Genomic DNA, 13,961 nt, shown 5'->3' with positions numbered 1-13,961 from the left:
TTCTTGAATTGCAGAGCGTTGGGGAGGGTATCAAAATATATGTTTATAGTGAACGGAAAATCAAACCAAGATACGATAATAAAACATCAACTACTAGAGCTATATCAACCATTGATCGGATATGAAGCAGTTTCTTTGTGGATATATCTAAAACACAGTCTAAACAACAATTTTAATGTATCCCTAAAGGAAATATACCAGAAGCTTCAAATGATTGAATCCACAGGAAACATGGCTTTTAAACTTTTAAACAAATACAACTTGATTAAGCAAGAAGATAATAAACTGGTTTTGCAAGAGCCTCTGTCCTCAAACCAGTTTATTAAATTTGTAAAAGACCATGAAGCCATAGATATAGAAACTAAGAGAAGATTTTTCATGCTAGTGGATGATTTCTTTGAAGAGAAAGATGATCAAATCATCGTTGAAGGTGAAGAAGATATACCCCATGACGAAGGAATAACTGTTATACAGAGGGAGGACGAGCTTGTTGCTCGTTTCGTAAACGAATGTAAATTCAACCCAACTAAACAACTAAGGCAACTCTTTGATGATTGGTTTTTTCAGATAAAGGATTTCAGACTCCTTGAAGAGTTATTGACCCGTACGAAGAAAAAAATAGAAACAGATGGTGTAAAGGGTTGCCCCAGTAAGTATGCCGATAAAATTGTTAAAGAGTGGGTACTCATGGGAATAAAAACCTATGAAGATCTAAACAAAAAAGATGAAACCTTTAAACAGTACTGGGAAGTTTACCGTATGGTTGAAAAAGAACTAAATAAAGGCTACGACACATTGACACCAGAAGAGAAAAAAACCATAAACCAATGGATAATGGGAGACAAGTCCCATGAGGCCCTAAGCATCAACCTCATCGAAGGAACAATAAAACTTATAATAAGACACGGCTTTTATAAAGGAAAAGGTATACCCACAATTTACTTTACAAATAAACTCATAAGCAAAGTACAAAAAGCAAAAGTGAAATCAATAGGGGACATAGAAGCTATCTTGCTACCTAAAACCCATGGAAAAGACGCAGACCAAAAACCGAAAAACTTTACCCATGAACACAGTAAATCTGACCTTGACGAAGCTATAAGAAAGAAAACATTACTATCCTATGGTTTAGCTCAGGAGGAGAATAAATAATGGATGACTTATACACAAAAATGTTAGATAGTGATAACTTTTCTACTAGGCAAAGGCTTGTTAGAGAACATGAAAAAAACATCGACCTTACTTACCAAAAACACCCAGACCTAAAAAAACTAGATGAAACCATATCACAACTGCAAAAAGATATGGCAAGTTTTCTAGCCAAAAAATTTAAGGGTCTACAAAACATTGAAACAGAGATAGAAACAACCAAAGTTAAACTTAACCAACTACTAGCAAAAAAAGATACCTATTTGCAAAAAAATAACATATCAGAAGATTACAAAGAGCCAAAATGGACATGTGAAAAATGCCAAGACAGAGGCAAGATTTATCTAAATAACAAAATTGATGCTTGCCCTTGTCAAGAAGATTATTCAACAAACATCCGTCAAAAAATGTCCGGACTATCCATAAAACTAAAAGATGCCAGTTTCAAAAACACTGATTTTAGTAAATATAGCCCAAAGGACCGACAAAATGCCGCAGCTGTATATAACATGACACAAAAATACCTAACAAACCTTATAACTAACATAAAGACCGTGGGAACGTTTTCCGAAGGTCTATTTATCCATGGGGAAACGGGTTCTGGGAAAACACACCTCTTAGGCTGTATGGCAAACCACTTAATTGAAAGCAATGTAGAGACTATGTATATCGTATATGCAGACCTACTAGATAGAATAAGGGAAACCTTCGGCGATGATAGAACAGAAACAGAAAGCTCAATAATCCGAAAAATAAATTCAGCTAAGGTACTTCTCATAGATGATCTAGGTATGGAAAAGAACTCAGAATTTGCACAAAAATACCTAGGACAAATCATAGACCACAGATATAGAAACATGTTACCTACCATCATCACATCAAACTTCACACTGTCAGAGCTAAAAGATCGCAGTAAAAACGATATGTACGGAGAAAGGGTTATATGGCGCTGTGTTGAAACTAGCCATATCTTCCATCTATCAGGGAACTTACGAAACTCAATATAGGGAGGGGGAGACTAATTGAACTATGAAGCATTACTAAATGAAATAAAAGATAAAGTAAATATAGTGGATTTTATAGGCCAATACACTAAACTACAAAAAAAAGGCACCCTTCACCAAGGTAAATGTGTATTGCACAACGATAAAGATACTCCCTCCTTAACTGTATATGACGAAACCCAAAGTTTTTATTGTTTCGGTTGTAAAGCAGGAGGGGGAGTATTAGACTTTGTTAAAGACTATTACAATTACGACTTTAACGAAGCCATGGAATTCCTTGGAGAAAAAGCAGGTATAAAAGTTAACTCCATAGACCCAGCACTATACAGACAGAAACAAGCTAAGATACAACAAAACCAAAAACAGTTAGATACTACTAAAGAGAAAATGGTATCCACAGAAAACACCGGTAAATCCTATCTAAAAGGTAGAGGCTTTTCCTTAGAAGCCCTTGAAGCCTTCCAACTAGGCTATAGTGAGTCAAATAACGCCATAGTTATACCTATACATGATGGCATGGGTAAAGTTGTAGGCTTTAGTAACAGATTTTTAGATGAAGGTGTGGAACCAAAATACAAAAACTCAAGAAACGATGAGATCTTCAACAAAGGGGAACTCCTATATAACCTATATCAGGCCAGGAGAGAGCTAGAGGACACACTATATGTACTTGAAGGCTACTTTGACGTTATTAGTCTTTGGGAAGCTGGATTTAAAAGTGCCGTAGGTGTAATGAGAGACTCACTTACAGAACAACAAGCCAAAATAATCGCAAAACTGTGCAAGGCAAAAGAACTAAAAAGCCGGAAAACCATAGTACTAGTACCAGACAATGACCCGACGGGACTTAAAAGTGTAGAAAAAAACAAAAAGCTTCTCATGGAAGAAGACCCTACCTTAGATGTAAGGGTTGCAGTACCAGAATACCCCTTTAAAGATATGAATGATGTCTTAAAAGCCCAAGGTAAAGCTGGTATTCAAGAAATAATGGAAAAAACAGTTAGTGCAGATTTCTTCATCTTAAAACATTTGCTAAATGAGCAAAGCACCGTAGAAAAAGAATATAGCTTGGCAAAGGATTATGTAGCTACAAATGTCTATGACATGATGATAGTACAAGACTTGGTGACATATCTTGCAAATCGCTGGTCTAAACCAATCTCCCAAGTAAAAGAGTATTTACAATTAGCCACTAAAAAGCAAAGAGAAAATGCACCCCACAACAACTTCGTTGAAGAACAAGTACTGGGCATACTCATAGAAAATCCAGCAAAAATAGACGATGTTGCAGACGTTTTACTACCTGAATTCTTCTATAAACAAAATAACAAATATATCTATGAAAACATCCTTAAGCAGTACCAAACAAATGGTGAGGTATCAAGAACCCAATTATACCTCGACTTACTAAAGGACGATTCCCTAGATAACATAAACAATTTGTTCACTCGTCTGACATCAAATGCTCCACCAGTAAATGAAATAGGTAAGACAATTGAGATAATGAAAAACCTGTATCTAAAACGCAAGCTATTTACAGCTGTAGAAGATATAGGGGAAATGATAACCAATGAAGACAACGAAGAAACCATAGACAGCATCTCATCCCAAGCCCAAGAAAAAATCTTCCAAGCAACAGATATAAACAACTCATCAAAAACCATCTTCGACATTAACGAACTTCTAGCAAATAGACTAGAAGAGTACGTAAAAAGAAAAGAAGGTCTAGTGTCTAGGGGTCTATTGACGGGATACATGTCACTGGATGATCTAACAAATGGTTTTAAAAATAAACATCTTATCATACTAGCAGCTGCCACATCTACAGGTAAAACAGCTTTCAGTCTTAGTATGGTAAGAAACGTTATAAAAAGAAACCTACCAGTGGCCTTTGTAAGTCTTGAGATGAGTGCCCAAGAGATTATGGACAGGCTTATCATAGGTGAGTTAATGATTGATAATCAGGCATATGAACAGGGTAACCTTAGCGACAAAGAATTCTACGAGTTTTCGGAAAAACTAAACTTGCTATACAACCTGCCCCTAAGAATAAGTGACGAAAGGGGTATAAACGTATCCCAGATTCGTGCTAGGCTTAGAAGAATGAAAGCACAAATGGGTGGTCTAGGCCTTGTTGTAATCGACTACCTTCAAACAATCGCAATTCCTGAGGGTGGAAATACAACTACAGCAAGGGCAGTTGGAGATATAGTACTTCAACTAAGAAACCTTGCATCAGAACTAGATGTACCTATCATACTTCTTTCACAGATAAATCGTAACTACTCCTCACGACAGGATAAAAGACCCCAGGTATCTGACCTAAGGGAGTCTGGTAACATCGAGGAATTTGCCGATATGATAGTATTTTTATACCGTCATGCTAGACAAAACCTTGAGGCCTTCGAAGAGGCTAAAGCAGAAGGTAGAGAAAACGAAGTAGAGGTAATAATAGCAAAAAACAGGACTGGTAAAACAGGTACTGCCACACTTATCTTCGATGACAGATACCTACGCTATATAGATCCCCAAGGGGAGTCGCTGGAAAAAAGTGCCCCAAGGTAGTTGACAAACACTTATTAAATGTTAAACTGTAAATAGGACACCTCGTTAGGTGAGGCTACTATATGAACATAGGCTGTTGCCCAGAAATGTCTAGAGACACCAATGGGTAGAACAGGCACTTGCCGAAATAAGGCATGCTTAACACAGCTGAGTGAAAACTCTACGTCATATAGTGCTGAAACTCAAACGTATGAGGTAGGCAGCCTGGCTTTTTTGTGTGCCCTTAACATGCCTTCCTCATTATAAAATGAGGAAGGCATTTTTAATTAGTTATTTCAATTGTAGCCATGGCTTCAGCCTTGGTGACCGGAGCTAAATACACACAAACTAATAATTATAAACTAATAAGCAAAAACTAATAACTGGAAACTAACAATTAAAAACTAATAACTCATTAGAGTTGTCCTGCATTAACCACAAAGGGGTGAGCAATATGGTAATGGAAAAATCAGCATGGGAAAAAATCATACGCTACTTAAGAATAAGAGACAAAGAACGAACGGATATACTAGACGACCTACTACCCCAAGACCTTGCGGAACAGATCTATCGTCTATCCAAAGAGGAAACCATAGAAGTCTTTAGCCTGCTTAACAACGAAGAGGCAGCTCTCATACTAGGAGAGATGGAATTAGAAGAATCAGCAAAAGCAGTTGCCCTACTTTCTCCGAAGATTGCTGCTGACATGTTATCTGAAATGCCTTACGATGACATGACTGACCTTTTAGGAGAACTAGATGATGATATTGCCGAAGGTATTATTAGCTATATGCAAAAAGATGATCAAGAGGAAGTAAAAGGCCTTCTAGAATACCCAAAAGACTCTGCTGGTGGTATCATGACCACCGAGTTTATATCATTTAAAGAAACTATAACTGTAAAAGAAGCAATAACAAAGCTACGGGAAGTAGCTCCATCAGCTGAAACTGTTTACTACCTTTACACAGTTGATGAAAATGACAAACTAGCTGGCGTTGTTTCTTTAAGGGAACTTATTGTCTCACAAGATGAAGAAGTGTTAAGTGAAATAATGAGAACAACAGTACTAAGTGTTCAGGCCAATACTGATCAAGAAGAGGTTGCTCACTTAGTCCAAAAATATAACTTTCTAGCGGTACCAGTTGTAGATGAAGGAAATAAGCTATTAGGTATAATCACAGTTGACGATGTCATGGACGTAATAGAAGAAGAAACAACAGAGGACATCCTACACTTAGTTGGTGCATCTGAAGTAGAAGGTTCTTCTTTGATTGATGCAACTGTAGTATCCATAGCAAAAACAAGATTACCTTGGCTGATAATATGTCTACTTGGTGGCCTTTTTTCAGGAAGTATTATTTCATTCTTCGAGGAAACCATCGATGCAGTTGTTGCCCTAGCCTTTTTCATGCCAGTTATAATGGATATGGGTGGAAATGTAGGTGCACAAAGTTCAACAGTATTTGTCCGTGGTGTTGCCACAGGAGAGATACCAGAAAGTGTCATGTTCAAATACTTCTTCAAAGAAATTAAAGTTGGAATTCTTATGGGTATTATATGTGGTATAACTGTTTCCATAGCAGCAACCCTGTGGCAAGGGTCACCACTACTAGGTTTTGTTGTGGGTATATCAATGGTGTGTACAGTAATTCTAGCCACAACCATTGGAACAATAATACCAATCTTCTTCACCAAAAGAGGAATAGATCCAGCAGTTACAGCAGGACCATTTGTAACAACAATAAAAGACGTAACAGGCCTTATGATATACTTCTACATCGCAACAATTTTCATGGATAAACTAATGTAAACCCGACGAAAGTCGGGTTTTTTGTTTTAAAACATCGCATTCGCATTTAAAGAATAAAAATCTAGCCACTAACTCCACTAAATGTCTCTATACTAATTGACACTAAAACAATAAAACCATCTGACACCATCTGACACCATCTGACACCAACAAAAACATGCACCAATTTACACCAAGAGCTATGGAAGTGGGGTCTTAATTACTAAGTTTTTATATAGTGTTGAGCCCTTTAGTGAAGGATAGTGTGGAGCAGGTTTACAATAGAAATTTGACCTTATGTATTAAACCGCGAGATTCTCATACATATGTATCCCAGCATGTATTAACCTAAGCGTTTAAGCCATCGGACACCATCGTCACCAACAAAAATCACACCAATATGCACCAAGAGCTATGTAAGTAGGGTCGAAGACAATCATTAGCTTCCTCATACTGTAAACATGCTGGGTCAAACTGCACTCCACTAAATGCTACATGCTGGGTCCAATAAATAAGGTGGGATCTTTATTACTAAGATTTTATATAGTGCAGAGCATTTTAGTGAAAGATAGTGTGAGGCATGTTTTGAAATTTAGAAACTTGTCACTAACTTCACTAAGAGCCTCTATGCTAATTACACTAAAACACCAAAACCTTCTGCACCATCGTCACCAACAAAAACATCCACCAATTTTCACCAAGAGTTATGTAAGTAGGGTCGAAGACAATAATTAGCTCACCGTAACCTCCACATTCTGTAAACATGCTGGGTCAAACTACACTACACTAAGTGCTACATGCTGGGTCCAAAAGAAATAACAAATGTCAATTTTAAATAAGATTCCCGACCCAGCATGCTTACAGAATATAGACGTTTCCGCCCAGGCCCTTGACCCAGCATAATTACTTATAAAACACGTTTCCGTTAAACTAAATACAACCACAATACTAAAAGTAGAAAACAAAATCATAACTACCCACATACCAAAAAACCTAAAAAAATAAGACCCAGCATGTAGCAGCAGAAATCCCTGCCCTTAGACCCAGCATGTAGCAACAAGTAGAAGTTTCCGTAGCCAATAAAAAAAGACCCCCACACCCACCCAAAAATCCGCGTAATCCGCGTAATCTCCATTAAAAATCCGCGTTAGGCTCCCTTGAACTTTAATCCCCCCACAAAAAAACAATTGACTACACAAAAAAACTATGCTAATGTTAATACCAACAACTTAATAACTAAACAATGCGTTAAAGGGGTGCGATATGTAAATAGTAACCAAGCAATTGGTGAAAGGGACAGTCGCCGAAATACTTAAAGTATTGGGGCTATATTTAATAGATATAGTCCTGTCATTAGAAGATTGCCCAATTTTCTAATGGAGCACTTTCTCGCGTTGGGGCAAAAGGAAGCTGTATACATACATATAGCCATGAGCCTTTTGCTCATGGCTATTTTTAATACCTGGAAAAAATTGCTTGTAAAACACAAAAAAGAGCTAGTAGGCCAAACCCTAAAGCAAAACAACTTAAAGGAGGCACACATCTTGTCCACAATAGTCCAAAAATACGGAGGCTCATCAGTAGAAACAATAGAAAAAATGCGTTTAATCGCTGAGAGAATAATAAAGGAGATCCAAAAAGGTAACAAAGTGGTAGTAGTAGTGTCTGCCATGGGGAAAACAACAAATCAACTAATAAACATAGCAAAAGAAGCCAGCAAAAACCCCTCAAAAAGAGAATTAGACATGCTCATGTCCACAGGAGAACAAATATCCATATCCCTTCTCTCAATGATATTAAACGAACTTGGCTATCCATCCATATCCCTTACAGGCTTTCAAGCAGGTATAAAAACCGAAGGAACCCACACAAAAAACAAAATTCTCGATATAGATATAGATAAAGTAAACAAACACCTAGAAGAAGGAAAAATTGTTGTAGTTGCAGGTTTCCAAGGATTAAACGAAAGTGGAGATATAACCACACTAGGAAGGGGAGGAAGTGATACAACAGCTGTAGCCCTAGCAGCTAAACTAGGCTGCCCCTGTGAAATCTATACAGATGTGGACGGAATATATTCAGTAGATCCCAGGGTTTGCAAAAATGCCAAAAAGTTAGATGTCATAAACTACGAAGAAATGAAAGAAATGGCACACCTAGGAGCTAAAGTAATGGAAACAAGATCAGTGGAAATAGGACACCGCTATGGAGTGCCAATCTATGTAGCGTCAAGTCTTGAGGATACAGTAGGAACATATATAAAGGAGTATGATGAAAAAGTGGAACAGCGAAGCATAACAGGACTGTCAATAAGTGACAACGTACTAATGGTAACCCTAAACCAGGTACCATACTCACCTGCAAACATAGCCCATGTCTTCACAAAATTAGCAAGCGCAGAAGTACTAGTAGATATGATAAGTCAAACATCGCCCATGGAAGGTTATGTAAATATCTCGTTTACAACATCCACGGACGATCTATATACAGTTGACCAAGTACTAAATGAACTAAAAGAAAAATTCCCTTGTATCGAGCTACAAAAGGCCAGCAACATCTCAAAAGTGTCAGTTGTGGGCATGGGTATGCGTACACAATCAGGTATAGCAGCAAAAATATTTGAGCTTTTTGCAGAAAATGAAATAGAATTCAAACAAGTTACCACATCTGAGATCAGTATTTCATATACTATAAATACCCAGTACAAACAAAGGGCGATCGACGCAATAACCCAAACATTTAACCTATAGGGGGTAAGTACCATGCTATACTTCGAAAAATATCACGGCACTGGCAATGACTTCATAATCTTTAACGGAATAGAAAATAAATATAATAACAAGATGGAACTCGCCCAAAAAGTATGTCATCGCAACTTCGGAATCGGAGCAGATGGCATGATGATTGTGGAAAAATCAGAAGTTGCTCACGTTAAAATGGACTTTTATAATTCTGATGGAAGCTTAGCACCCATGTGTGGAAATGGAATTCGCTGCTTTGCAAAATATGTATTCGATAACAAAATAGTTGACTCAACAGACTTTAAAGTTGAAACTTTAGCGGGAATAATGAAGGTGAAATTAACACATTTGGAGAATAAAGCTAATAGTGTTTCCATAAATATGGGAAAGCCATACTTTAACCTAGAGCCACAGGATGTAATATTAGATGTCGATATAAAAGAATATATAAACCAAATATTCACTGTGGAAAACCAAAACTTTAACATGTCCATACTAACAATGGGTACACTCCATGCCGTGATTATTGTTGAAAACTTAGAACAAATAGATATTGGCCATTATGGCAAACTAATAGAAACTCACAGTATGTTTCCCAAAAGAATTAATGTAAACTTTACTGAAATACTAGACAAAGAAAATATAAAAGTAAAAACATATGAACGGGGAGTAGGAAAAACCCTATCCTGTGGAACAGGATCAGCAGCAGCAGCGATTATTACCTCACTTTTAGGACACACAACAAGAAATGTAAATGTGCAAGTGCCAGGTGGCACACTAACAATTGAGCAAAAACAAAAGGGAATCTACATGACAGGCCCAGCACAACTAATCTGTAGAGGAGAATATAATCACCCACACCCCAACCAATTGTAGCCAATGCTTCAGCGTTGGCAGACCCACAGAACAAACCAACCCAAGACCCCCACCCTAAAGGGATGGGCTACAACTGATTGTCTATAAGGATCCCTCTAACACACTAGGTCCCACACCCCAACCAATTGTAGCCAATGCTTCAGCGTTGGTAGACCCACAGAACAAACCAACCCAAGACCCCCACCCTAAAGGGATGGGCTACAACTGATTGTCTATAAGGATCCCTCTAACACACTAGGTACACACCCCAACCAATTGTAGCCAATGCTTCAGCGTTGGCAGACCCACGAAACGAGCCATAACGGAGGTGAATCACAATGAAAAAAGCAAACCTTGCCATCATAGGCGCCACTGGAATGGTGGGAACCACATTCATCAAAATTCTAGAAGAAAGACAGTTCCCAGTGGATAACATATACTTCTTTGCCTCAGAAAAATCAAAGGGCGCAAAAATACAATTCATGGGAAAAGAATATACAGTTGAAGTACTAAACGAAAACTCCTTTGACAAAAATATTGATATAGCCCTATTTTCCGCAGGTGGAAACATCAGCAGAAAGTTTGCCCCTATGGCAAAAAATAAAGGTATAATCGTTGTGGACAACAGCAGCGCATGGCGAATGGAAAATGACGTACCCCTCATAGTCCCTGAAGTTAATGAAGATGATGTTTCATGGCACAAGGGGATTATAGCTAATCCTAACTGTAGTACAATTCAAGCAGTTGTGCCACTGAAAGTGCTCCATGACAAATACAAAATTAAACGTATTGTCTACTCAACATATCAGGCAGTCTCTGGATCTGGCATGGCAGGAATAGAAGATCTGCATAGGGGATTAAAGGGAGAAGCACCTACAAACTACCCACATCCCATCGCCAATAACTGCTTGCCACATATAGATGTATTTTTAGAAAATGGTTATACAAAAGAAGAGATAAAAATGATAGAAGAAACAAAAAAAATCCTAGGTGATCAATCACTAAAGATAACTGCCACAACGGTAAGGGTCCCAGTGGAAAATTGTCACAGCATCTCGGTCAACCTAGAACTTGAGAAAGACTTTGAGATACAAAAAGCAGTGGAGTTACTAAAAAATAGCCATGGAATAAAAGTGGTGGATGACCCGGAAAATAACAGCTACCCTATGGCCATCAACGCTCATGGAACAGATGATATCTATGTAGGCAGAATAAGGAGAGATTATAGTTTAGAAAATGGTTTAAATCTTTGGGTTGTAGCCGACAACATAAGAAAAGGTGCTGCAACTAACACAGTTCAAATAGCTGAATTATTACTAAAAAGGATGGGATAAAATGTTTAAAGGATCAGGAGTAGCAATAGTAACACCATTTCATAAAAATCAGGTGAACTATCAAAAACTAGAGGAATTAATTAACTGGCACGTTGAACAAAGTACCGATGCCATAATAATCTGTGGAACAACAGGTGAATCACCAACACTATCAAAGGAAGAAAAAAAACAAGTCATAGCCTTCGCAGTAGAAAAGACTGCCAAAAGAATACCAGTTATCGCTGGAACTGGTGGGAATGATACTAAGGAAGCCATTGACATGAGCATCTTTGCAGAGCAAGTTGGTGCCGATGGGTTACTTGTAGTAACACCCTACTATAACAAAGCTACTCAAAAGGGGTTGCTAACACATTTTATTGCCATAGCAGATGCAGTAAACATACCTATAATACTATACAACGTACCAGGTAGAACCGGTGTAAACATAAACCCAGAAACAGTGGCTACATTGGAAGAACACAAAAACATAGTGGGTATAAAAGAGGCCAGTGGTGATATAAGCCAAGTTGCTAAAATAGCTAATCTTTGTTCAAAGGACTTCGCTATTTTATCTGGTAACGATGATCAAATCGTACCAACTTTATCCCTAGGTGGTGTTGGAGTTATATCTGTAGTAGCTAACATACTACCAAAGGAAACCCATGACATGGTATATCTATTTTTAGAAGGTCAGACACAAAAGTCCTTAGAACTTCAACTAAAAATGCTAAACCTTATAAACTCACTATTTATCGAAGTAAATCCTATCCCTGTAAAAGCTGCCATGAACATGATGGGCATGGAGGTAGGAAATCTTAGATTACCACTAACAGAAATGGAAGAACAAACTAAAGTAATCCTAAAAAATGAGTTAAAGCCTTTTGGTTTAGTAGACTAAGGAGTGATAAATTTGACACCTATAAAAACTGTAGTCTACGGCGCAAATGGGAAAATGGGGCAAATCCTATGTAGACATTTATTAGAGTCCCAAGAATTCGAACTAGTCTTTGGAGTAGACAAAGACCCAACAAAATATGAAAACCAATTTCCAGTATTCAAAAACGCCTATGAGTTTCAAGGTGAAATTGACCTCATAATCGACTTTTCCCACTACTCAAACTTAGAGGCACTAATAGAATACGCAACTGAAAAGAAAGTACCCACGGTAATTGCTACAACAGGCCTTACTGAAAACCACATGGACCTGATAAAAAGAGCAGCTAAGAAAATCCCGCTGCTATACTCACCTAATATGTCCTTAGGAATAAACATACTTAACAGTATACTTCGTCAATACTCAAGGGTTCTCAGCGATGGATTTGATGTGGAAATAGTTGAAAAACACCACAACAAAAAGATTGATGCACCTAGTGGTACAGCATACCTCTTAGCCAACACCATAAATCAAGCTCTAGATGACTCAATGGAGTTCAACTTCGGCCGTGTAGGAACAGACTGCCTAAGAAATGAAAACGAAATAGGTATCCACACCGTAAGGGGTGGGTCCATATCAGGTGAGCATACAGTAATCTTTGCAGGAGAGCAAGAGATTATTGAAATAAAACATACAGCATTATCAAAAGACCTATTTGCCCACGATGCCCTAAGGGCTAGCAAAGTCCTTGTAAAAAAACCAAAAGGCTACTACACAATGGACGATATATATAATTTGTAAGGAGTTAGGAGTTAGGAGTTAGGCTAGAAAAAAGCCCAAAGAAATTACCCATATACTGTAGGGACAGGGCTCCGTACCTGTCCGGACCCACAAAAATAACGAGAGATGGTTTTTACCTGTGTACCAATCAGTGGCTATAACTCTCAAAATTTTTAAAATGGAAGGAAGAGAATAATGAATAACGAAAACTTAACAGATGCTTATGCAATAGCACGCTTTATAAAAGAAGCAAAGAAAGTAACACCAGTGAAACTATATATAAAAGGAGAACTAGATAACATCGATTTTTCCGGCCTTCAGGTATTTGGCGAAGGAAACTCACGCACAGTGTTTGGAGATATCAGTGCAATAAACCAACTAATAATAGATCACAAAGATCAAATCCAAGACTACGTACTAGAAAATGACCGTAGAAACTCAGCTATACCACTACTAGACCTAACAGGAATTGAAGCTCGTATAGAGCCAGGTGCCATCATAAGAGATAGAGTTAGTATAGGTAAAAACGCTGTAATAATGATGGGCGCCGTCATAAACATCGGAGCTGAAATTGGGGAAGGCACAATGATAGACATGAACGCCGTACTAGGTGCCAGGGCTACAATAGGTAAAAACGCTCACATCGGCGCAGGAGCAGTTATAGCAGGAGTGCTAGAGCCACCTAGCAAAACCCCAGTTATCATTGAAGATGATGTTTTAGTAGGTGCAAATGCAGTAGTGCTAGAAGGTGTTAGAGTTGGTAAAGGTGCAGTGGTTGCAGCTGGAGCCATGGTTACACAAGATGTACCCCCAAATACAGTGGTTGCAGGATCACCGGCAAGAGTAATCAAAGATAAAGACGAAAAAACAGCAGAAAAAACTCAAATCCTTGACGACCTAAGAAAATAAGGA

10 protein-coding genes and 2 riboswitches are annotated in these 13,961 nt (G+C 38.0%); all 10 genes read left to right on the top strand.

Annotated features, from left to right (window positions below):
• Window positions 1-39: 39 nt before the first annotated feature.
• On the top strand, window positions 40-1,152 hold the full coding sequence (locus HYG86_RS01045; RefSeq protein ID WP_213167127.1) for a replication initiation and membrane attachment family protein: 1,113 nt from the start codon (window positions 40-42) through the stop codon (window positions 1,150-1,152).
• Window positions 1,152-2,156 carry an ATP-binding protein gene (locus tag HYG86_RS01040; protein ID WP_213167126.1) on the top strand — a complete coding sequence of 335 codons (1,005 nt, stop codon included), beginning with the start codon at window positions 1,152-1,154 and terminating at the stop codon, window positions 2,154-2,156. The genes HYG86_RS01045 and HYG86_RS01040 overlap by 1 nt, the downstream gene beginning before the upstream one ends.
• A 15-nt stretch (window positions 2,157-2,171) precedes the next feature.
• A complete protein-coding gene (locus HYG86_RS01035; protein WP_213167125.1) occupies window positions 2,172-4,718 on the top strand; it encodes a DnaB-like helicase C-terminal domain-containing protein in 2,547 nt (848 codons plus the stop codon).
• Between the two features lie 34 nt (window positions 4,719-4,752).
• A riboswitch (M-box (ykoK) riboswitch) is annotated at window positions 4,753-4,920 on the top strand.
• 231 nt (window positions 4,921-5,151) lie between these two features.
• Window positions 5,152-6,507, top strand: a complete 1,356-nt coding sequence (gene mgtE, locus HYG86_RS01030) for a magnesium transporter (RefSeq protein WP_213167124.1) — start codon at window positions 5,152-5,154, stop codon at window positions 6,505-6,507.
• Window positions 6,508-7,729: 1,222 nt separating this feature from the next.
• Window positions 7,730-7,881: riboswitch (Lysine riboswitch) on the top strand.
• Window positions 7,882-8,030: 149 nt separating this feature from the next.
• Window positions 8,031-9,236, top strand: coding sequence for an aspartate kinase (locus HYG86_RS01025; protein ID WP_213167123.1), 1,206 nt, complete (start codon window positions 8,031-8,033; stop codon window positions 9,234-9,236).
• A 12-nt stretch (window positions 9,237-9,248) separates the two neighbouring features.
• Window positions 9,249-10,103, top strand: coding sequence for a diaminopimelate epimerase (gene dapF, locus HYG86_RS01020; RefSeq protein ID WP_213167122.1), 855 nt, complete (start codon window positions 9,249-9,251; stop codon window positions 10,101-10,103).
• Between the two features lie 317 nt (window positions 10,104-10,420).
• Window positions 10,421-11,416, top strand: coding sequence for an aspartate-semialdehyde dehydrogenase (locus tag HYG86_RS01015; RefSeq protein WP_213167121.1), 996 nt, complete (start codon window positions 10,421-10,423; stop codon window positions 11,414-11,416).
• A 1-nt stretch (window position 11,417) separates the two neighbouring features.
• Window positions 11,418-12,293, top strand: a complete 876-nt coding sequence (gene dapA, locus HYG86_RS01010) for a 4-hydroxy-tetrahydrodipicolinate synthase (protein WP_213167120.1) — start codon at window positions 11,418-11,420, stop codon at window positions 12,291-12,293.
• Between the two features lie 12 nt (window positions 12,294-12,305).
• The gene (gene dapB, locus HYG86_RS01005; RefSeq protein WP_246451849.1) at window positions 12,306-13,070 is read left to right on the top strand and encodes a 4-hydroxy-tetrahydrodipicolinate reductase; all 765 of its coding nucleotides are present in this window, start codon (window positions 12,306-12,308) and stop codon (window positions 13,068-13,070) included.
• A 174-nt stretch (window positions 13,071-13,244) separates the two neighbouring features.
• Window positions 13,245-13,958, top strand: coding sequence for a 2,3,4,5-tetrahydropyridine-2,6-dicarboxylate N-acetyltransferase (dapD, locus tag HYG86_RS01000; protein WP_213167119.1), 714 nt, complete (start codon window positions 13,245-13,247; stop codon window positions 13,956-13,958).
• The last annotated feature ends 3 nt before the right edge of the window (window positions 13,959-13,961 follow it).

Origin of the sequence: Alkalicella caledoniensis (assembly GCF_014467015.1) — a bacterium.
Lineage (GTDB): Bacteria > Bacillota > Proteinivoracia > Proteinivoracales > Proteinivoracaceae > Alkalicella > Alkalicella caledoniensis.
Note: the sequence above shows the minus strand (reverse complement) of the source record. Positions and strands in the feature narration are given on the sequence as shown.